Here is a 19,997-nt window from a genome sequence, read left to right on the forward strand (position 1 = left end):
GCCACGTCGGCCGGGCGCCGCGGTGCATCGCGGATGACCGCGACCTCCTGCGACACAGCCGCGGCGCAGGACGTCACAACCTGATCGCGTCGATCACCTTCACGCGCACGGCGATGAGTGCGGGCATGAGGCCGGCGAGCGCCCCCACGACCGTCGAGGCCACGAGTCCGATCACGACCGCCTCCCAGGGGAAGGCGGGAGTGTCCTGTGCACCCTGCAGCAGGTACTCGCGCACGATGTCGAGGCGGCTCAGCAGCACCGCGGCGAGCACGCCGACTCCGCCCGCGACGAGGGTCGCGACGACCGACTCCATCATGACCGAGAAGAACACCCGACCCCCGGTGGCTCCGAAGCTGCGCCGGATGCCGATCTCGCGGATGCGGTAGCGCACGGTCACGAGCGAGATGGTCAGCAGCCCGAGCGCCCCCAAGAGCAGCACGAGCGCGGCGACGCCCCCACCATGAGCTTGAGCGGCAACAGCGGGTCGTAGTCGCCACCCCAGGCGAGGTAGTCGTTGCGATTCACGTCGGTCTGCCAGCCCTCGCCGAGTGAGCCGGCGATGTCGGCACGCAGCAGGTCGCTCAGCTGGTCGGCCAGCTCGGGCGGCACCCACGCCTCATACAGCGGCGGCCCCCACATCTGCAGGTCCTCGGGGGTCATCCGCTCGGCGTAGGCGTTCCAGAGCACGTACATCGTGGGGTAGGTGTCCCACTCGGCCGATGGCGTGACCCCGATGACGACACCCGTGGCGGGGCGGTCTCCCGGCAGGGGGATGGTCGGATGCGTGGCGAGCGGGGGCGAGCCCAGCTGCTTCCACATCGCCTCGTTGATGACGACGGCCGGGGCCAGCCGCAGTTCGTCGCGATCGGTGAACCACGACCCGTGTGCGAGTTGCACGCGGTGCATCGTGCCGTAGTCCGGATCCACGGCCTGGATCTGCACGTCGGTGACCCCACCGGGCAGCTGTACCTGCCAGTTGTTGTACGCCATCCGGCTCGTGTACTCGATCTGGTATCGCTCGGCCGCCGCGGCGAAGGCGCTGTCGAGCACCTGCGGGTCCGGGCTCTGCCCGGTTTCCGGGTTGTATGCCGAGACGCTCAGCATCGCCGGTCGACCTCCCTGGCGCTCGAAGGTCTCGGTCTGCGACTGCTGCACCATGCCGCCGAGCGCGGCGACGAGCGTGAGCGCCGCGATCGCGATGCCGACGCCGACGAGGCTCAGCAACACGCGCGTGCGATGGATGCGCAGCTCGGTCCACGCCTCGACGAGGGCCCCGGCGAATCCGGCGAGAATCCTCACGCGGGCACCCCCTCGGCCTGCGTGGAGGCCGGCGTGGAGACGGGGGTCAGCACTCCGGCGTCGAGACGGTAGTGACGTCGCGCGAGGGCGGCCACGTTCGGATCGTGGGTGATCGTGATGAGTGCGGCGCCGGATTGTTCGGCGATGTCGTCGAGCAGCCCCATCACGCGACCGCCGGTCTCCACGTCGAGAGCACCGGTCGGCTCATCGGCGAGGATCAGACGCGGACCGCGCACGAGCGCCCGGGCGATGGCGACACGCTGCTGCTCGCCGCCGGAGAGCTGGGTGGGAAGCGAGTGCAGGCGATCGCCGAGTCCGACCCGCTGCAGCATCTCGGTGGCGAGCCGCTCGCGACGCCAGAAACTGCCGTCATGTGCGTAGAGCAGCGGCGTGGCGACGTTCTCGAGAGCGGTTCGGCCGGGCAGCAGGTTGAACTGCTGGAAGATGAAGCCGATGTCGCGGCCCCGCCGACGGTCGCGGGCGGCACCGCGGAGCTTCTCGAGCGGCACCTCGTCGAAGAACAGTCGGCCCGCCGTCGGCGCGTCGAGTAGACCGAGCAGATTCAGCAGCGTCGACTTGCCCGATCCCGAGCGACCCACGATCGACACGTGGTCGCCGACCTCCACCTCGAGGTCGATCGAGCGCAGGATCTCGAGGGTCGTGAAGTCCGGCAGCTGGACGCTGCGTGCCACGCCCTCGAGGCGGAGGAGCGTCATCCGGTCACCCCTCGACGCTGAAGCCGGCGTCGGTGCCGGGATCCGCGAGCGCGCCCGGCACGAACTGCAGCACGAGGTCGCCCTCCTCCACTCCCCGGTGATCTCGACGGTGATGCCGTCGCTGAGTCCGAGCGTGACGGGGGTCTCCACGGTCTCGCCATCGGAGCCGATGAGGTACACGACGCCGGTTCCCGCGGCGCCCTCGACAGCCGTCGCGGGCAGGGTGAGCACGTTCTCCGCGAGCCCACCCGCGATGGTGACCTTCGCCGTGAGGCCGGCGAACACCTGCACATCGGTGGGCACGGCGCAGCGCACGACGGTGCCGGATGTCGCCTCGCCTCCGCCTCCGCCGTCACCGTTCGAGCCGGTGGTTCCCGTCGTGATGACGAGACCCGTGCAGGTGAAGGGCGCCGGCCCGCCGTTGATGGTGACCTCCGCCTCGGTGGGCTTCTGCAGGAGGCGGTACTGCTGCTCGGGCGCGAGAGTGGCGGTCACGCTGAAGGTTCCGGGCGACACCTGCGCGAGCGCGTCGCCGAGACCGACCTGCTGGCCCACGAGCAGCTCGAACGAGGTCAGCGTGCCCGAGATGGGGGCGCGCAGGATCGACCAGCGGTTGGTGCCGTCGTCGTTCATGCCCCGGATCTGAGCGAGCTCGGCGCCCTCCTCGACCTGCTGGCCCACCGTGGCCGAGACCTTGCGCACCTCACCGGAGATCGCCGAACGGGCGGCTACCGCGGCATCCGGTCCGATCGTGGCGTCGAGCACGACGTCATTGCGGATCGTGCCGATCGACACGGGCACCTGGGGCTCGACGACCTGGCCCGTCGGCTCGAGGCCGTCGGATCCGGTCGCCGCGGAATCGGGGAAGAACGCGATCTTCACCAGTGCGGCCCCGATGACGGCGAAGATGACCATCCAGATGATGGGGAACACCCATCGGCGCGCGATGCTCACGCTGCCCCTCTCGTCGGCGTGCAGAGGCCGTGTCCGACGACACGGCCTCTCCTAGCGAATCAGCGACACGGGACGACGGCATCCCAACGTTTCGGGTGCTTCGAGCGTCGCTCACGACTGAGGCTACGGGATCGCTCGCCCCGCCGACGTCATCCTCGGGGACGATTCGGGGGCGTGTCAGGGTTACCCCCGACGACCGCGTCAGGCCTCGATGACGACCGGGATGATCATGGGGCGGCGCCGGTGCTGCGTGTTGACCCAGCGTCCCACCGTGCGGCGGACCGCCTGGCTGTAGCCATGCTGATCGGTCACGCCGTTTCGGGACGCCTCCGCGATCGCCGCCACGATCTGCGGGAGCACGTCGTCGAAGACCGATTCGTCCTCGGCGAAGCCGCGCGCCTGGATCTCCGGGCCGACGATGACCTTGCCGCTCTGACGGTCGATCGCGAGGAAGATCGAGATGAACCCCTCCTCGGCGAGGATCCGGCGGTCCTTGAGGTCGGCATCCGTGATCTCGCCCACCGTCGATCCGTCGACGTACACGTAACCCACGTCGAGCTGGCCCGCGACGCGCGCGATGCCGTTCGCCAGATCGATGACGACGCCGTTCTCACCCACGATCGTGCGATCGCGCGGCACCCCGGTCTCCGCCGCCAACTCGGCGGACGCCGTGAGCTGGCGGTACTCGCCGTGCACCGGGAAGACGTTCTTCGGCTTCAGGATGTTGTAGCAGTACAGCAGTTCGCCCGCCGCCGCGTGACCCGAGACGTGCACCTTCGCATTGCCCTTGTGCACGACGTTGGCGCCGAGCTTGGTGAGCCCGTTGATGACGCGGTAGACGGCGTTCTCGTTGCCGGGGATGAGGCTCGAGGCGAGCACGACGGTGTCGCCATGTCCGACCTCGATGCGGTGATCGCCGTTCGCCATGCGCGCGAGCACCGCCATCGGCTCGCCCTGCGAACCGGTGCTCATGAAGACGACCCGGTCATCCGGCAGATCGAGCGCCGTCTTGAGGTCGACGAGCACGCCCTCGGGCACCTTGAGGTAGCCGAGATCGGCCGCGATGCCCATGTTGCGCACCATGGAGCGGCCCACCAACGCCACCACGCGCTCGTTCGCGGCGGCCGCTTCGAGCACCTGCTGCACGCGGTGCACGTGGCTCGAGAAACTCGCCACGATGACGCGCTTGCCCGCCTTCGCGATGACGCGCTCGATGACGGGGCCGATGTCGCGCTCGAGCGGGGTGAAGCCCGGCACGTCGGCGTTGGTCGAGTCGGGCAGGAACAGGTCGACGCCCTCGTCGCCCAAGCGGGCGAAGGCGCGCAGGTCGGTGATGCGCGCGTCCATCGGGAGCTGATCCATCTTGAAGTCGCCCGTGTGCAGCACGAGGCCGGCGCTCGTGCGGATCACGACGGCGAGCGCATCCGGGATGGAGTGGTTGACGGCCACGAACTCGAGCGCGAAGGGGCCGAGGGTCGTGGTTCCGCCCTCCTTCACCACGTTCGTGACCGGCGCGATGCGGTGCTCCTTGAGCTTGGCCTCCACGAGGGCGAGCGTGAGCTTCGAGCCGTACAGCGGGATGTCGCCGCGGAGCTTCAGCAGGTAGGGCACGGCTCCGATGTGGTCCTCGTGGCCGTGCGTGAGCACGACGCCGAGCACGTCATCGAGACGATCCCGGATGGGGTCGAAATCGGGCAGGATCAGGTCGACGCCGGGGTGGTTCTCTTCCGGGAACAGTACCCCGACATCCACGATCAGCAGCTTGCCGTCGAGTTCGTAGACCGTCATGTTGCGGCCGATCTCGCCCACGCCGCCGAGCGGGATGACACGAAGGGTGCCGGGCGCGAGCTCCGGCGGGGCGACGACGTCGATTGCCACGACGGACTCCTCTGGTCTAGCGGGTGGTGCCGGCGACCTTGGGCAGCGCGCCACCGGCGGCTGCGTTGCGGTCGGGGCGGAAATTGCTGAAATCGACGCCGTCGATGTGGTTCACGAGCGCGATCTCGTCCTCGATGAGGGCGGCCTCCGACTCCTCGGGACCCACGAGCGGCAGGCGCACGCGCGGACTCGAGATGCGGCCGAGGCCGTGCAGGATGTACTTGGTCGCGACGGTGCCGGGCACGTGCGTCATGGTGGCGCGCACGAGCGGCTCGAGCGCACGGTGCGCCGCCGTCGCGGTCGCGAGGTCGTTGGCGTTCACCGCGTCGATCATCGTGCGGTACGGGGCGGGCGCGATGTTCGCCGTGACGCCCACGAGGCCGGTGCCTCCGATCGCGAGAGTCGGCAGCACGTTCGCGTCGTCGCCCGAGAAGTAGAGCATGTCGGTCTGGTTCATGACGCGACTGACTTCGCTCAAGTCGCCCTTGGCATCCTTCATCGCGACGATGTTCGGGTGCTTCGCGGCGCGCAGGATCGTCTCGTACTTGATCGGCACCCCCGTGCGGCCCGGGATGTCGTAGAGGATCACCGGCAGATCGGTCGCGTCCGCGATCATGCGGAAGTGCGTGAGGATGCCCGCCTGAGTGGGCTTGTTGTAGTACGGGGTGACGATCATGACGCCGTCGGCTCCCGCCTTCTCGCTCTTCTGGTAGAGCTCGATCGCGTGCGCGGTCTCGTTGGACCCGCCACCGGTGATGATCTTCGCGCGGCCGCCCGCGACATCCTTCGCGACCTCGACCAGGCGCACCTTCTCGGGGTCGGTGAGCGTGCTCGTCTCACCCGTCGTGCCGGTGACGACGATGCCGTCGGCGCCCTGGCTGACCACATGGTCGACGTGCTTCTCGACGTCGGACCAGTCCACCTCACCGTCGGCCGTGAACGGGGTCACGAGCGCGACGAGCACCTGTCCGAAGGGGTTCTCTGGCGTCGACACGATTTACAGGCTAGCGGGTTCACCCCTGTCCCCCGCGTTGGGCGCTGTTGTGCAGGAGTTCCGCTGTTGTGCAGGAGTTCCCATCCGAGGCCGGCGACCGGCCCCCGGATATCCGGCGAAGCCGCGGATAGTTCCTGCACAACAGAACGCGCGTTCCTGCAGAACAGCGCCGATCAGGCAGCGCAGTGGTCTCTGCGCGCGATCGCGGCGCGAATGGCGCGCAGCACCGCAGGCGAGTCATAGACGATCTGCGAGTACATGAAGCGCAGGGTGCGATATCCCTGTTCGCTCGCCGCGGCATCTCGTCGTCGATCACGCGTCGGGTCAGAATGGTGGGCCTTGCTGTCTGCTTCGACGATGAGGCGATCACCGATCACGAAGTCCACGAACCCCACGCCGTGGATGTACACCTGCTGACGGAATGGAATGCCTGCACGCGTCAGAAGCAGGGCCAGCAACGATTCCGAGCCCGTGTCGGAAAGGTTGCCCGCCGACTCCAACACCGCCCGAGCGGCGCGGGGAAGCCGAGGGGCGATGGACTTCACGTCACGAGCGCCCGCTCGCCCCTTGCGGCGCGCGGATTCGAGCACGGCAAAGCCGACGTCACGTCCCAGGCACTTCACGATGCAGCCCACGGCGGCCTCGATGGACGCCACCAACTCGTAGGACGCCGTACGCTCGGCGACCCAATGCACGACCACATCCGGCCCATCGAGGCGGAGGCGTTCATGGTGATCGTGAGGGCTTCGCAGTCGGGATGCGTGGCGAGCGACCGCGACGTGCAGGCGGTCGTCGTCGGGAACCCATAGGCCGTGGTGCCGGGCTGCCGAAACGCACGTCAGCACTCCGCCGACGCGTGATGCGCGGACGACATCCGGTGCGAGCTCGAAGACCGCGTACCAGCCCTTCCGGAATCGGAGAATCGCACGGTCCTCCACCGCCATCCGCAAGCGGTCCGCATCGACTCCGGCGGCCACGAGGTCGCGAGCGGGTGCGAGGCCGCCGAGTGCCGCAAGCACAGAGCGGATATGAGCGTGGTCGGTATCTCGACGCATGCGATCAGATTGGCGCGCTGCGCAACCGCACGGGCGCCTGAGGCTCGGATCCAGGCACGGCTGCTTCGGGTCGCGGTTGTGCAGGAGCGGTCGGCCGCACCGGCGTGCCGCTGTTGTGCAGGAGTTTCCGCCATCGACTCCGCCAGCAAGCCCGAAAAATCAGGCCAGTTCTCGCGTGTTCCTGCACAACAGAACGCGACTTCCTGCACAACAGAAAAACTCCTGCACAACAGCCGGACGGCCTAGGGTGAGCAGCAGCATCCGAGAGGAGCACCGCCATGGAGACCACTCCGCGCCTGCTGCAGGCGGGTCCGTTCCGATTCGGCTTCATCATGGCGACTGGCGTGCTGCTCGCCCTCGCCCTCGGGTTCGCGATCGCCTCGCTGGCCCAGGCGCTCACGCTCATCTTCCTGGCGCTGTTCGTCTCGCTCGGGCTCCGTCCGATCGTGGCCAGGCTCGAGCGTCGTGGGGTCTCGAGGGTCGTCGCGCTGCTCATCGTGATGGTCGGCTTCCTCGCGCTTGTGGCCCTGCTCGTGTGGCTCGTGGTGCCGGTCGTCGTCGATGAGCTCGGCAAGCTCATCGCCTATCTGCCTGCGGGTCTCGACCAGATCGAAGACCAGGACTGGTTCATCTCGCTCAACGAGAGCTTCGGCGGCACCCTCACGGGCTTCGTCGAGCTGCTTCAGGAGACCCTGGCCGATCCGACCTTCTGGCTCACGGTCGGAGGGTGCGTTGCGGGTCGGGCTCGGGATCGTCAACGGCGTGTTCTCGGTGATCTTCGTCGTCGCCTTGACCCTGTACTTCGTCGTCGGGCATGACCAGATGAAGGAGGCGCTCGTGCGCCTCGTGCCCGCGAGCAAGCGCACGGGCTTTCGCGACATCGCGGAGCAGATCATCACCTCGGTGGGCAAGTACCTGAACGGCATGGTGCTGCTCGCGGTGATGAACGCCCTCTTCACCTTCATCGTGCTGACCGCCGCCGGCGTACGCTACGCGGGTCTGCTGGCCGCCCTCGCCCTGCCGATCACCTTCATCCCGCTCGTGGGGTCAGTGATCTCGACGATCCTGTGCACCTCGGTGGCGCTTTTCACCTCACCGACCGCCGGCCTCATCACCCTCACCGCGCTGCTGGCCTACATGCAGGTCGAGGCGTACGTGCTCACCCCGCGCATCGTGGGCAAGGCGATCCAGATCCCCGGTTCGCTCGTGCTCATCGGGGCCCTCATCGGAGGAACGCTGCTCGGGCTGCTCGGCGCGCTCGTCGCGTGCCCCGTGTCGGCATCCCTCGTGCTCATCGTGAAGAAGGTCGTGATGCCCGCGCAGGACGCGCGGTGAGCGGCGAGAGCATCACGCTCCTCGCGATCGCGGCGCATGCACTCGTCGTGCTCGCGGCCGCCGTCTACATCTCGGCCAGGCGGATGCCGTCGGCGGCGATCGCCTGGATCCTCGCGATCGCCTTCGTGCCGTTGCTCGGCATCGCCTGGTTCCTGCTGGTCGGCGCCGGGCGGCTGCCCCGTCGGCGGCGGGATCAGCAGCGCGACGTCAATCGCGCCGTGCTCGAGCGCGCGCCGGGCGAGTGGGAGGTCGGCCACGGCGAGGAATGGCCCGAGGCGCTCGCCTCCGCCGCCCGTCTCAACCGCGAGCTCGGTGCCCTGCCGATCGTCGGCGGCACGCGCGCCTCGCTCGAGGGCGACTACGCCGACACCTTCCGGCGGATGATCGCCGACATCGACACCGCGACCTCGAGCGTGCACGTGGAGTTCTTCATCCTCGTGCTCGACGACACGACCCGGCCGTTCATCGAGGCCCTCGCCCGGGCCCACGCCCGGGGCGTCGCCGTGCGTGTGCTCTCCGACCACCTCTCCGGCTTCCTCTACCCGCATCGCGGCGCCACACGGGCTGCGCTGCGGGATGCGGGGGCCGAGTGGCACGCCATGTTGCCGCTGCGACCCTTTCGCGGCCAGTGGCAGCGCGCCGATCTGCGCAACCACCGAAAGCTCGTGACCGTGGACGGGCGGGTCGGCTGGACGGGCTCGCTCAACCTCATCGACTCCAGCTATCTCAAGCGTGGCAACCTGCGTCGCGGCCTGCGCTGGAAAGAGCTCATGGTGCGCGTCGAGGGACCGGTCGTGCGGGAACTCGATGCCGTGTTCATCACCGATTGGTACGGCGAGACCGACGAGCTGCTGCCGCTCGACGCGAGCGTCGTATCCGTACCGAAGGCCGCCGCCGCCGAGCTGCTCGACGCGCAGGTCGTGCCGAGCGGACCGAGCTTCGAGAACGACAACAATCTCAAGCTCTTCGTCTACCTGCTGCAGAACGCGCGCGATCGGGTGTCGATCACGAGCCCGTATTTCGTGCCGGACGAGTCGACCCAGCTGGCGATCGTGACCGCGGCATCGCGCGGCATCGCGGTGGAACTGTTCGTGTCGGAGATCGGCGACCAGGTCATGGTGCACCACGCGCAGCGCTCGTATTACGAGACGCTGCTCCGGGCCGGGGTGCGCATCCACCTGTACCGTCCGCCGACCGTGCTGCACTCCAAGCACTTCTCGATCGACGACGACATCGCGGTGATCGGGTCGTCGAACATGGACATCCGCTCGTTCAGCCTCAACATGGAGGTGTCGCTGCTCGTGCACGGTCGCGCCTTCGTCGATGAGCTGCGTCGAGTGGAAGACGCCTACCGCGCGGCCTCTCGCGAGCTCCTGCTCGAGGAGTGGCTGCGTCGCCCGGCGCGCACGCGCGTGCTCGACTCGCTCATGCGGCTGACGTCGGCGCTGCAGTAGACGCGCCGACGGCGCAGCGGATGCGGACTACGGCGCCACGCGGCCGCCGGCCTGGAAGGCGGCGTGGGTGAGCGGCATGAGCTCGGCCCAGAACGACTCCATCTGCTCGGCGACCATCTCGATCTCGCGCTGCGGGAACGAGGGGAAGTGCGAGTCGGCGTGCTTGGTGCGCAGCGAGAGGAAGTTCATGAGCGAGCGGGCGTTCATCGTGACGTACATCGACGAGTAGGTCGACACCGGAAGCACACCGCGGGCGACCTCGCGCGCGATCCCTGCCGCCAGCATCCGCTGATAGGCGTCGTAGGCGAACTGCGCGGCCGCCTTCGACTCGGCGACGGCGACCTCGGTTTGCTCGGTCGTGCCCTCGACGAAGTCGTAGGCGCCCGGCTTGCCCACCTGCACGAGGCGTCGCTCGGGACCGGGCACATAGAACACGGGGCGCAGCTCGCGGTAGCGGCCCGACTCCTCGTTGTAGGAGGCGATGCGGTGCCGCATGAACTCGCGGAACACGAAGATCGGCGCCTGCACGTAGAACGTCATCGAGTTGTGCTCGAAGGGCGAGCCGTGGCGGTCGCGCATGAGGAAGTTGATGAGACCGCGGTCGCGGTCCGACGCCTCGGCACCGGATGCCGCCGCCTCGAGCGTCTTCTCGCCCTGCGTCGAGACGCGGGCCGCGAACAAGACGTCGGAGTCATGAGCGCTCGCGCGCACGAGCTCGACCGTCATGTCGGAACGGAACTGGATGGGGATCTGATCGCTCGTGGTCTCCGGCACGGCCTTCACGATATCCGGGGGCGCCGACGCGCGCGCACCGGCACGCCGCATCCGGTGCCGCCTCCCGAACCTCGACCCGCTCGGGGCGGCGACCTAGAGTGGAGAGAATCGGGGCGGCGGTGCCCCGCGAGCTGAGGAGACCCCCATGGCAGTCACGAGCGAAGCGACCACCCTCTGGTTCGGCGACCTGATGAGCGGGTCGGGCACGACCTCGCTCGACTCGAGCGACGCCGCCGAGTTCCCCGTCACTTGGAACGCGCGCGCCGAAGGCGAAGCCGGGCGCACCAACCCCGAGGAGCTGCTGGGGGCTGCGCACTCGGCGTGCTACTCGATGGCGTTCGCGCACGCGCTCGCCGGCGAGGGCCACGCTCCCGAGAGCCTGCAGGTGACGGCCGCGGTGACGTTCGCACCCGGTGAGGGCATCACGGGCAGCCACCTGCTGGTGAGCGCGAAGGTGCCCGGGATCTCGGAGGCGGACTTCGAGCGGATCGCGGAAGACGCGAAAGCGAACTGCCCGGTCTCGAAGGCGCTCGCGGGTGTGCCGATCACGCTGGAGGCGAGTCTGGCGTAAAGGGCGGATTGGGGGGTTTCGAGACGCGTCCGCTGCGCGGGCGCTCCTCAACCAGCTGGGTGCGTCCGCTGCGCGGGCGCTCCTCAACCAGCTGGGTGCAGTCCGCTACGCGGGCGCTCCTCAACCGGCGGAGCCGTGCGTGCGCTCGAGGCGGATCGCCTCGCGCGTGGCCCAGCGCGCCCGCCGGCGATCGCCCGCCGCGTCATAGGCGAGTGCGAGCCGGAACCAGGCACGCCAATCCTCCGGTGCGCTCTCAGCGGCCTCGCGGTAGCGCGGGAACAGCTCGGCGGCGGCCGCGCGATCGACACGTCCACTCGGAAGCGCAGGAAGCACCTCGGTGGGCAGCCCGCCGCCGGTCTCGAGACGGCGGGCGAGGCGCTCGGCCCGCACCCCGAACACGAGTTCGGCCGCGATGAAGGCGGCCCCGAGCAGGGCGAGCAGCAGCAGCCCGATCCCCATCCCGACGGCAACCGGCGAACCGGTGCCGAACAGCACGGTCGCGTAGTAGACGGAGAAGATGAGGTAGAGGGCGAGAAGCAGCGTCATGACGATGGCGCCGATACGGGTGATCACGGGCGGCCGTCGATGCCGAGCAGGGTGTCGAGTCCGACGACGAGTCCCCGGGTGTCGGGCAACGCGCGCAAGGCGAGCAGGATGCCGGCCTCGTAGGAGGCATCCGACACCGTCTGATGACTCACCCGCAGCGTCTCACCCACGCCTCCGAAGATCACCTGCTGCTCGGCGAGCACGCCGTCGAGGCGGAGGCTGTGCACGGGGATGCTGCCCACCTGTTGGCCGCGGGCGCGCTGGTCGGCGTGCGGCGCCGCGACCGGGCCGCGCTCACCCCGTGATTCCGCCATGAGCTCTGCGGTGCGGATCGCGGTGCCCGACGGAGAATCGGACTTGCCGGCGTGATGCGCCTCGATGATCTCGATCGACTCGAACCAGGGCGCGGCGAGGGCGGCCAGGCGGGTGGCGAGCACCGAGCCGAGCGAGAAGTTCGGCACGACGATGACGCCGAGCTGCGGGTCGTCGCCGAGCTGAGTGCGCACGCGTCCGAGTCGCTCGGAGGTCCACCCCGAGGTGCCGACGAGCGCCGGGATGCCCCGCTCGATCGCCGCCGACACGACGTCTGGCGACACCGCGGGCAGGGTGAGGTCGAGCAGGAGGTCGGCGCCCTGCATGGCGTCGAGGGGGTCGCGTGAGCCGATACGGGCGTGGACCGTGAAGTCGCCGCTCGCCTCGATGAGTCGTGTCGCGAGGGTCCCCATCCTGCCCGTCGCACCGACGACGGCGACCGAGTGCACCATGCCCCTCAGCCTATCTAGGCTGGGTGGGTGCTCCCCGCCTTCCGCGTCGCCGCCGTCACCGATCCCGACGCGCACGAGCTGCTCAGCGAGTACTTCGCGATGCGCGCCGCCGGTTTCGACCCCGCAGCCGGCAGCTACCACGCGGTCTTCCCCGACCCGGCCCGGTTCACCGAACCCGCAGGGGTCTTCCTCGTCGTCGACGACGCAGGCTCCCCGATCGGCTGTGGTGGCATCCGGATGCTCGACGCGCACCGCGCGGAGGTGAAGCACCTCTACCTGCGCGACGCCGTGCGCGGCCGCGGGTGGGGACGGATGCTGCTGGCCGAGCTCGAACGACGAGCGCGTGAACTCGGCGCGACGCAGGCCGTGCTCGACACCAACATCGCGCTCGAGGCCGCGGGCTCGCTCTACCGCGCGAGCGGCTACGTCGAGATCGAGCCGTACAACGACAACCCCAACGCGACGTTGTGGTTCTGCAAAGAGTTCGCGCGCGAGAGGTAGTGCAGCGCTCAGTACGGCTGTTCGACCGAGAGGCCGGTGCGGAGTTCCGGCAGCAGGTGGCCGAGGTCGTTGTGGGTCACGAGCACGGGCGGCTTGGCGCTGCGCACCCGGATGATGGTGAGACCGCAGTTGGCCTGATTGATGCCCAGCCAGCGCCAGCTCGCGGCGCCGAACACCTCGCGCACGAACCAGCCGATCACGAAGTTGTGGGTGATGAGCAGATCGTGCCGATCGTCGCGGGTGGAAGCGAGCCATTCGGCCGTCGCGTCGGCCATCTGTGCTTCGCCCGCCTCGATCTCCTCGCGCGTGACCGGGCCGAAGAAGTGCTCCCAGGCGTGCGGTAGGTCGGGCGTCGGCCCTGAGGGGATGCAGTCCATGAGCAGCGCAGAGGGTTCCGGCTCGATCGCCGGCATGCGCTCGGTCATGATGCGGGCCGTCTCCTGGGCGCGCTGCAGGGGAGGTCCAGGCGCCCGTGAAGGGCACGCCGCCGAGCCGCTCTGCGATCGCGTGCGCCTGCCGCACGCCCCGCGCCGAGAGCGGGCCGTCGGGCAGACCGTGTTCAGCATCCTGCTGCTCGCCATGGCGCACGAGATAGAGGAAACGCGACATCAACTACTCCCTACGCGGCCGCGGGCTCGCCATCGAGCCCGGCGAACGCCGACGGTGCGACAGGTCCGACGGCCGCAGCCGACAGCGGACGATCGACGAGTTCGGCGGCGAGTTCGCGCACGTCCTCGGCGGTGACGGCGTCGATGCGCCGCAACGTCTCGTCGAGGTCGGCGAACTCGCCGAGAGTGAGCTCGCTGCGGCCGAGTCGACTCATGCGGGTGTCGGAGTCCTCGAGGGCGAGTGCCGACGCGCCGCCGAGCTGCCCGCGCGCGCGGCCGAGCTCCTCGTCGGTGATGCCGTCGGATGCGACACGGCGGAACTCCGCGACCATGAGTTCGGCGACATCGGATGCGCGCTTCGGCGAGCACCCGGCGTACAGGCCCATGATGCCCGCGTCGGAGTAGCTCGAGGCGAAGGAGTACACCGAGTAGGCAAGGCCCCGCTTCTCGCGCACCTCCTGGAACAGCCGCGAGCTCATGCCGCCGCCCAGCACGGAGTTGAGCACGGTGAGCGCGGGACGCCGAGGGTCCGCAGCAGCGAGGCCCGCGACGCCGAGATAGAGGTTGACCTGCTCGAGCGCACGCTCCACGACCGCGAGGGGCGCACCGCGCTCGATGAGACCCGCGGCGGGGTCGCGGCGCTCGACGGGCCGCGCGACGGTGTCGAGGTCCCAGCCCGCTTCGCGCAGTGCCACGCGAGCGACCTCGACGAGGTGGTCGTGGTCGACGGCCCCCGCGGCCGTGATGACGAGATCGCGCGGCCCGTAATTCGCTCGGTAGTGCTGCCAGACGGCGTCGCGCGTGACCGCACCGATCGACTCCGGGTTGCCGCCGATCGGGCGCCCGAGCGGATGATCACCGAAGACCGTCTCGAAGAAGCGCTCCCCCGCGACGTCACCGGGGTCGTCATCCGCCATCGCGAGTTCCTCGAGGATCACCCCGCGCTCGTTCTCGAAGTCGTCGTCGTCGAGAGTGGACGAAGCGAACATGTCGGCGAGCACCCGCACGGCCATGTCGAGGTCGCGGTCGCGCACCTTGGCGTAGTAGCAGGTGTGCTCCTTGGCCGTGAGCGCGTTGTTCTCGCCGCCGACCGAGTCGAAGGCCACTGCGATGTCGAGCGCGCTCCGGGTCGCGGTGCCCTTGAACAGCAGATGCTCGAGGAAATGGGTCGAACCATAGGTCGCGGGCTGCTCGTCGCGCGACCCCACGGCGACCCAGAATCCGACGGTCGCGCTCTGTGAACCCGGCACCTGCTCGGTCAGCACCCGTACTCCGCTCGGGAGCACCGACCGCCTCACGAGGGTTCCCCCGGATGCGTCGATACGGATGTCCGCCAGGTCGAGAGGGAGCTGCACCGCGCCGTTCATCGGTCCGAGCCTACGCCATACGAACTCTCGACCCCGGGACCGTCACCCCCGGACTGGGGGAAGCCATGAGGACAAACAGACAAGTCTGTCTGTCCTCATCGTGGTACGGTGATCGCGCGGAAATCGAACGGACCCGAACCGATCGGCACTTCCCAGCCGGGAACCCGCCTCCCGGGCCGCCATGGGCGGCAGCTGATAATCGAGACCCGACTCGACCGCGCCGCGACCGCCCCGCCCGGCGGTCGCGGCCCGGGTCCGCATCATCACCCCGACACAAAGGAGCCCGGGTTGCCGATCGACATCGCGAAGCCGCCCAAGCGTCACACCCTCGCACCCGCCAAGCAGCGCATCCTGGATACGGCCGACAAGCTCTTCTACGACGAAGGCATCCGCGCCGTGGGGATCGACCGCCTCATCTCGACCTCCTCGGTGACCAAGGCCACCTTCTATAAGCACTACGGATCGAAGGACCGTCTGATCCTCGATTACATCGCGTACCGGCACCTGCAGGTCGCCGAGGTGATCGACACCGCGGCGCAGGCCACCGACGACCCCGAGGAGCTGCTGCGCGAACTCGCGCGCATCCAGAGCCGATTCATCGGCACCTCTGGCTTCCGGGGCTGCCCGTTCCTCAACGCCGCCACCGAGTTCACCGACCCCGCGCATCCCGTGCGTCGCGCCGTCGAACAGCATCGCGAATGGTTCCACGACATCCTCGAGACGCTCTTGCGCGCCATGGGGCACCCGCTACCCGGCGACGCGGCCGACGACCTCGTGCTGGCGCGCGACGGCGCCATGGCGGGTGGGTACGCGGGGACACGATCGCCGCGGCGGCCTCGATGATGCGCGTCTACGACATCGTCATTCAACGGGCAGCCGAACGCACCGCCGCCTGATCCGGCGCCCGCCGCTCAGGCACTCGCGCGGTCGAGCTCCGCGAGCTGGTGCCGCGTGAGGCGCAGGTCGGGCGCGGCCATGACGTCGAAGAGCTGATCCGCCGTGCGCACCGAGACCACCGGGGCGACGACGCCCTGCCGGGTCAGGAGCCAGGCGAGCGCGACCGTCGCCATCGACGACTCCTGCTCCTCGCCACCCGCTGAACGGCGGCGAGCACGCGACGCCCGCGTCGGCTCAGGTGCGGAGCGATGTAGGCGGCCGCCGGAGTCGTGGCCAGGTCGCCGCGCGCGCGGTAGTTGCCGGCGAGGAAACCGCCGGCCAGTGGGAATCGAGCCATGACGGCGAGGCCCTGCTGCTCGGCGACACGCGCCAGATCACCCTCGTATCCGCCGCGATGCACGAGGCTGTACTCGTTCTGCAGTGCCGCCATGGGGGCGACGCCGAGCAAGGCGCACGCGACGCGCGCCGCCAGCAGGCGGGTGCCCGTGTGATCCGAGAGCCCGAACGCACGCACCTTGCCGCGTCGGATGAGCTCGTCTACCGCGAGCAGCGTCTCCTCGAACGGCACCTCGGTGTCGTCGACGTGAAGGTAGAGCAGGTCGATCCGGTCGGTGCCGAGCCGCCCGAGCGACGCGTCGACCGCGGAGGAGATGGCGGAGGCCGAAAGCCCGGGATGGGCGAGCGACTTGCCGACCTTGGTCGACACGACCATCCGGTCGCGGTTGCCGCGGCGCCGCATCCACTCCCCACGAGCCGCTCGCTGCGCCCCTCGCCGTAGGAGTCGGCCGTGTCGAGGAAGTTGCCGCCGAGCGCGGCGTAGGCGTCGAGGATCTCGCTGACGCCCGTGTCGGAGACCGCGCCTCCGAAGCGCTTGCCGCTCATCGCGAGCGGAAAGACCGCGAGGTCGGTGCCGCCGATCGCCCGGCGCTCGGGGCTCGGTCGGCCGACGATCGCGGCCGTCTCGAGCGTGGTGGGCACGGGCGACGCGGTGGGCTGCGTCATCCGGGTCTCCATGCCCTGCCTCCTCGGGTTTCAGCGAGGCTAACCCCGCCGCGGCCGACAAACCGGCGGCTCGACCGGATCGTTATGGATCGTCACCAATTTGTGACACTCGACGCACGCGTGCCCGCGTGGCAACGTGGGGCGTAGGCGACTCAGGAGGACGACGATGACGAACAATCCGATGTGGCGATTGGCCGACGTGGCACCGCTCGAGGTGCGCAGCCCGGACTTCGATGACGGCGCCGCCCTCCCCGAGTGGGCTCGTGCGCGCGACGCCGGCGGGCACGACCAGTCGCCGGAGTTGCGCTGGATCGGTGCACCGGAGGCCACCCGCAGCTTCGTCGTGCGGGTGTTCGATCCCGACGCGCCCACCATGAGCGGCTTCTGGCACTGGGCGGTCTACGACCTGCCGGCGGCGACCGACCATCTTCCACGCGGCGCGGGAACGCCGGCATCCGGGTTGCTGCCGGCCGGTGCCGTGACGGTCGCGAACGAGGCGCGCGGCGAGGAGTACACCGGTGCCGCCCCGCCCTCGGGTCACGGCGAGCATCGCTACTTCTTCGTGGTGAGCGCTCTCGACGTCGACCACCTCGAGGTGCCGGCCGGTGCGACCCCCGCTGTGCTCGGGTTCCTGCTGCGCGCGCACGAGCTCGCGCGCGGCATGACGGTCGGCACGAGCATCACGCCGTAGGGCGCGAACGGCGGATGCCCGCCCCGCGTGTGCGGGACGGGCATCCGGATGGTGCGTGATGCGAGGCGATCAGCCCTCGGCGGGAGCCTCGGGGTTCTCGGCCGTCGCGGCGGAGCTGTCGGTGTCGGCAGACTCGGTCTCCTCGACCACCGGCGCGAGCGACAGCTTGCCGCGGTCGTCCATCTTGGTGATCTCGACCATGATCTTCTGGCCCACCGAGAGCACGTCCTCGACGTTCTCGACGCGCTTGCCCCCGGCGAGCTTGCGCACCTCGGAGATGTGCAGCAGGCCGTCCTTGCCGGGCAGCAGCGAGACGAACGCGCCGAAGGTCGCGATCTTCACGACCGTGCCGAGGAACCGCTCGCCGACCTCGGGGTTGACCGGGTTGCCGATGGCGAGCACCTGGGCACGCGCCGCCTCAGCCGAGGGGCCGTCGACCGCGCCGATGTAGACGGTGCCGTCTTCCTCGATCGAGATCTCGGCGCCGGTCTCGTCCTGGATCGCGTTGATCGTCTTGCCCTTGGGGCCGATGAGCTCGCCGATCTTGTCGACCGGGATGTTCACGCTGATCACGCGCGGAGCCGTCGGAGCCATCTCGTCGGGCCCGTCGATCGCCTGGTTGATGACCGCGAGGATCGCGGTGCGCGCCTCCTTGGCCTGCGCGAGCGCGCCCGCGAGCACATCCGAGGGGATGCCGTCGAGCTTCGTGTCGAGCTGGATCGCGGTCACGAACTCCGAGGTGCCTGCGACCTTGAAGTCCATGTCGCCCAGCGCGTCCTCGGCGCCCAGGATGTCGGTGAGCGCCGCGTAGCGCGTCTCGCCGTTCACCGTGTCGGACACGAGGCCCATCGCGATGCCCGCGACGGGAGCCTTGAGCGGCACACCGGCGTTGAGCAGCGAGAGCGTCGAGGCGCACACGGACCCCATCGAGGTGGATCCGTTGGAGCCGAGGGCCTCGGAGACCTGGCGGATCGCGTACGGGAACTCCTCGCGGCTCGGCAGCACGGGCACGAGGGCGCGCTCGGCGAGGAAGCCGTGCCCGATCTCGCGACGCTTCGGGCTGCCCACGCGGCCGGTCTCACCGGTCGAGTAGGGCGGGAAGTTGTAGTGGTGCAGGTAGCGCTTCTTCGTCACGGGCGAGAGCGAGTCGATCTGCTGCTCCAGCTTGAGCATGTTGAGCGTCGTGACGCCCAGGATCTGGGTCTCGCCGCGCTGGAAGATCGCGGAGCCGTGCACGCGCGGGATGACCTGCACCTCGGCGTCGAGTGCGCGGATGTCGGTGAGACCACGTCCGTCGATGCGCACGCCCTCGGTCAGGATGCGACCGCGCACGATCTTCTTCGTGACGGCCTTGTACGCGGCCGACACCATCGGCGGCACGTCGCCACCGAGCTCTCCCGCAGCCACCTTCTCGTTGATCGCGAGCTTGACGCGCTCCTTGAGGGCGTCGTCGGCGTTCTGCCGCTCGACCTTGTCCGCGATCTGATAGATGCCGGCGAGCTCGTCATGCGCGAGCGCGTCGACGGCGTCGAAGGCCTCCTGCGAGTAGTCGAGGAAGATCGGGTACTCCTTGATCTCCTTCGCCGACTGGGCCGCGAGCTGCTCCTGCGCCTTCACGAGCTGCGCGATGAACGGCTTGGCCGCCTCGAGCCCCTCGGCCACGACGGCCTCGTTGGGCTTGATCGCGCCGCCCTGAATGAGCTCCCAGCTGTGCTCGGTGGCCTCGGCCTCGACCATCATGATGGCCACGTCTTCGCTGCCATCGGCGTTCTTCACGACGCGACCGGCGACGACGAGGTCGAACACCGCATCCGCGAGCTGCGAGAACTTGGGGAACGCGACCCACTGGCCGCTGCGCATGAGCGCGAGGCGCACACCGGCGATGGGGCCGGAGAACGGCAGACCCGAGATCTGCGTCGACGCGGAGGCCGCGTTGATCGCGAGCGCGTCGTAGAACTCGTCGGGTGCGATCGAGAGCACCGTGATGACGACCTGCACCTCGTTGCGGATGCCGTCGGCGAACGACGGACGCAGCGGGCGGTCGATGAGACGGCAGACGAGGATCGCCTCCGTCGAGGGACGACCCTCGCGACGGAAGAACGAGCCGGGGATCTTGCCGGCGGCGTAGGAACGCTCCTCGACGTCGACCGTCAGGGGAAGAAGTCGAAGCCGTCACGCGGGTTCTTCGACACGCTCGTCGCGGAGAGCAGCATCGTCTCCTCGTCGAGGTAGGCCGCGACGGCGCCCTGCGCCTGCTGAGCCAGACGTCCGGTTTCGAACCGGACGGTGCGGGTGCCGTAAGAACCGTTGTCCAGAACGGCTTCGGCGAACTTGATCTCGGGACCTTCCACGAGGTCTCTCTCCTTGCTGCCGCGATACGCGCGGCGAATGCATCGGAACAGGAGCGGGCAGGAAGGACCTGGGCACGCACAGCGATGCGCACCGACCGTCTGGATCTGGTCAACAGTAGAAGGGCTCCGACTCGACCCCGCACGAACGCGGGTGTTCGGAGAACCACCACCGGTGACCAGCTTCGTGCCGGCCTGCTCCGGATCAGCCCCTCGGCGCTTCGCCTCAGGACAGCCGTCGGA

At 69.3% G+C, this 19,997-nt stretch carries 18 protein-coding genes and 3 pseudogenes; 7 read left to right on the forward strand and 14 right to left on the reverse strand.

Annotation, left to right across the window (positions count from 1 at the left end):
- Positions 1-73: 73 nt before the first annotated feature.
- The 6 genes from QQK29_RS16350 to QQK29_RS16375 form a co-directional block, all read right to left on the reverse strand.
- Positions 74-439 carry an ABC transporter permease gene (locus QQK29_RS16350; protein WP_284301685.1) on the reverse strand — a complete coding sequence of 122 codons (366 nt, stop codon included), beginning with the start codon at positions 437-439 and terminating at the stop codon, positions 74-76.
- A complete protein-coding gene (locus QQK29_RS16355) occupies positions 409-1,299 on the reverse strand; it encodes an ABC transporter permease (RefSeq protein ID WP_284301686.1) in 891 nt (296 codons plus the stop codon). The genes QQK29_RS16350 and QQK29_RS16355 overlap by 31 nt, the downstream gene beginning before the upstream one ends.
- Positions 1,296-2,015 (reverse strand): ABC transporter ATP-binding protein, encoded by a 720-nt coding sequence (locus QQK29_RS16360; protein WP_284302003.1) that lies wholly within the window; start codon positions 2,013-2,015, stop codon positions 1,296-1,298. Before QQK29_RS16360 ends, QQK29_RS16355 begins: the two co-directional genes overlap by 4 nt.
- A 1,155-nt stretch (positions 2,016-3,170) precedes the next feature.
- Positions 3,171-4,847: a ribonuclease J gene (locus tag QQK29_RS16365; RefSeq protein ID WP_284301687.1), complete on the reverse strand. Its 1,677-nt coding sequence runs from the start codon at positions 4,845-4,847 to the stop codon at positions 3,171-3,173.
- A 16-nt stretch (positions 4,848-4,863) separates the two neighbouring features.
- Complete coding sequence (dapA, locus tag QQK29_RS16370) at positions 4,864-5,841, reverse strand: 4-hydroxy-tetrahydrodipicolinate synthase (protein ID WP_284301688.1); 978 nt, start codon at positions 5,839-5,841, stop codon at positions 4,864-4,866.
- A 173-nt stretch (positions 5,842-6,014) separates the two neighbouring features.
- The gene (locus QQK29_RS16375) at positions 6,015-6,536 is read right to left on the reverse strand and encodes an endonuclease domain-containing protein (RefSeq protein WP_284301689.1); all 522 of its coding nucleotides are present in this window, start codon (positions 6,534-6,536) and stop codon (positions 6,015-6,017) included.
- A gap of 638 nt (positions 6,537-7,174) precedes the next feature.
- On the opposite strand from QQK29_RS16375, the gene QQK29_RS16380 reads away from it, so the two are divergent.
- The 3 genes from QQK29_RS16380 to cls are packed head-to-tail and all read left to right on the forward strand — an operon-like array spanning position 7,175 to position 9,685.
- Entirely contained in the window at positions 7,175-7,714 is a 540-nt protein-coding gene (locus QQK29_RS16380) for an AI-2E family transporter (protein ID WP_284301690.1), read from the forward strand.
- Positions 7,629-8,231, forward strand: coding sequence for an AI-2E family transporter (locus QQK29_RS16385; protein WP_284301692.1), 603 nt, complete (start codon positions 7,629-7,631; stop codon positions 8,229-8,231). The genes QQK29_RS16380 and QQK29_RS16385 overlap by 86 nt, the downstream gene beginning before the upstream one ends.
- A complete protein-coding gene (gene cls / locus QQK29_RS16390) occupies positions 8,228-9,685 on the forward strand; it encodes a cardiolipin synthase (protein ID WP_284301693.1) in 1,458 nt (485 codons plus the stop codon). Before QQK29_RS16385 ends, cls begins: the two co-directional genes overlap by 4 nt.
- Before the next feature lie 27 nt (positions 9,686-9,712).
- Here cls and thyX read toward each other — a convergent pair whose 3' ends face one another.
- The gene (thyX, locus tag QQK29_RS16395) at positions 9,713-10,411 is read right to left on the reverse strand and encodes an FAD-dependent thymidylate synthase (protein ID WP_284302004.1); all 699 of its coding nucleotides are present in this window, start codon (positions 10,409-10,411) and stop codon (positions 9,713-9,715) included.
- A gap of 193 nt (positions 10,412-10,604) precedes the next feature.
- Here thyX and QQK29_RS16400 point away from each other — a divergent pair, with 193 nt between their 5' ends.
- On the forward strand, positions 10,605-11,030 hold the full coding sequence (locus tag QQK29_RS16400; protein WP_284301694.1) for an OsmC family protein: 426 nt from the start codon (positions 10,605-10,607) through the stop codon (positions 11,028-11,030).
- Between the two features lie 120 nt (positions 11,031-11,150).
- On the opposite strand, the gene QQK29_RS16405 is transcribed toward QQK29_RS16400, so the two are convergent.
- A complete protein-coding gene (locus QQK29_RS16405) occupies positions 11,151-11,603 on the reverse strand; it encodes a tetratricopeptide repeat protein (RefSeq protein WP_284301695.1) in 453 nt (150 codons plus the stop codon).
- Positions 11,600-12,340 carry a 4-hydroxy-tetrahydrodipicolinate reductase gene (dapB, locus tag QQK29_RS16410; RefSeq protein WP_284301696.1) on the reverse strand — a complete coding sequence of 247 codons (741 nt, stop codon included), beginning with the start codon at positions 12,338-12,340 and terminating at the stop codon, positions 11,600-11,602. Before dapB ends, QQK29_RS16405 begins: the two co-directional genes overlap by 4 nt.
- Before the next feature lie 27 nt (positions 12,341-12,367).
- Between dapB and QQK29_RS16415 the strand changes: the two genes are divergently transcribed.
- The gene (locus QQK29_RS16415; RefSeq protein ID WP_284301697.1) at positions 12,368-12,841 is read left to right on the forward strand and encodes a GNAT family N-acetyltransferase; all 474 of its coding nucleotides are present in this window, start codon (positions 12,368-12,370) and stop codon (positions 12,839-12,841) included.
- Between the two features lie 8 nt (positions 12,842-12,849).
- Here QQK29_RS16415 and QQK29_RS16420 read toward each other — a convergent pair.
- Positions 12,850-13,450, reverse strand: a pseudogene (locus QQK29_RS16420) (histidine phosphatase family protein).
- 10 nt (positions 13,451-13,460) lie between these two features.
- Positions 13,461-14,816: a M16 family metallopeptidase gene (locus QQK29_RS16425; protein WP_284301698.1), complete on the reverse strand. Its 1,356-nt coding sequence runs from the start codon at positions 14,814-14,816 to the stop codon at positions 13,461-13,463.
- Positions 14,817-15,104: 288 nt separating this feature from the next.
- Between QQK29_RS16425 and QQK29_RS16430 the strand changes: the two genes are divergently transcribed.
- Entirely contained in the window at positions 15,105-15,659 is a 555-nt protein-coding gene (locus QQK29_RS16430; protein WP_284301699.1) for a TetR/AcrR family transcriptional regulator, read from the forward strand.
- Positions 15,660-15,727: 68 nt separating this feature from the next.
- On the opposite strand, the gene QQK29_RS16435 is transcribed toward QQK29_RS16430, so the two are convergent.
- Together QQK29_RS16435 and QQK29_RS18835 are read right to left on the reverse strand one after the other, a co-directional pair.
- Positions 15,728-15,886 (reverse strand): aldo/keto reductase, encoded by a 159-nt coding sequence (locus QQK29_RS16435; protein ID WP_284301700.1) that lies wholly within the window; start codon positions 15,884-15,886, stop codon positions 15,728-15,730.
- A pseudogene (locus QQK29_RS18835) lies at positions 15,856-16,727 on the reverse strand (aldo/keto reductase). Before QQK29_RS18835 ends, QQK29_RS16435 begins: the two are co-directional and overlap by 31 nt.
- Positions 16,728-16,881: 154 nt before the next feature.
- Between QQK29_RS18835 and QQK29_RS16450 the strand changes: the two are divergent.
- Complete coding sequence (locus QQK29_RS16450) at positions 16,882-17,406, forward strand: YbhB/YbcL family Raf kinase inhibitor-like protein (RefSeq protein WP_284301702.1); 525 nt, start codon at positions 16,882-16,884, stop codon at positions 17,404-17,406.
- A 69-nt stretch (positions 17,407-17,475) separates the two neighbouring features.
- On the opposite strand, the pseudogene QQK29_RS16455 reads toward QQK29_RS16450, so the two are convergent.
- Positions 17,476-19,757, reverse strand: a pseudogene (locus QQK29_RS16455) (polyribonucleotide nucleotidyltransferase).
- Between the last annotated feature and the right edge of the window lie 240 nt (positions 19,758-19,997).

It is taken from the genome of Homoserinibacter gongjuensis, assembly GCF_030161875.1.
Taxonomy (GTDB): Bacteria; Actinomycetota; Actinomycetes; order Actinomycetales; family Microbacteriaceae; genus Homoserinibacter; species Homoserinibacter gongjuensis.

Bases quoted from the DNA above. Each gene is read 5' to 3' on its own strand.
- QQK29_RS16360 (WP_284302003.1), bottom strand. From the start codon at position 2,015: ATGACGCTCCTCCGCCTCGAGGGCGTGGCACGCAGCGTCCAGCTGCCG.
- QQK29_RS16380 (WP_284301690.1), top strand. From the start codon at position 7,175: ATGGAGACCACTCCGCGCCTGCTGCAGGCGGGTCCGTTCCGATTCGGC.
- thyX (WP_284302004.1), bottom strand. From the start codon at position 10,411: ATGACGGTCGAGCTCGTGCGCGCGAGCGCTCATGACTCCGACGTCTTG.
- QQK29_RS16400 (WP_284301694.1), top strand. From the start codon at position 10,605: ATGGCAGTCACGAGCGAAGCGACCACCCTCTGGTTCGGCGACCTGATG.
- dapB (WP_284301696.1), bottom strand. From the start codon at position 12,340: ATGGTGCACTCGGTCGCCGTCGTCGGTGCGACGGGCAGGATGGGGACC.
- QQK29_RS16425 (WP_284301698.1), bottom strand. From the start codon at position 14,816: ATGAACGGCGCGGTGCAGCTCCCTCTCGACCTGGCGGACATCCGTATC.
- QQK29_RS16435 (WP_284301700.1), bottom strand. From the start codon at position 15,886: ATGGCGACGGTCGCGCTCGCCTGGCTCCTGACCCGGCAGGGCGTCGTC.
- QQK29_RS16450 (WP_284301702.1), top strand. From the start codon at position 16,882: ATGACGAACAATCCGATGTGGCGATTGGCCGACGTGGCACCGCTCGAG.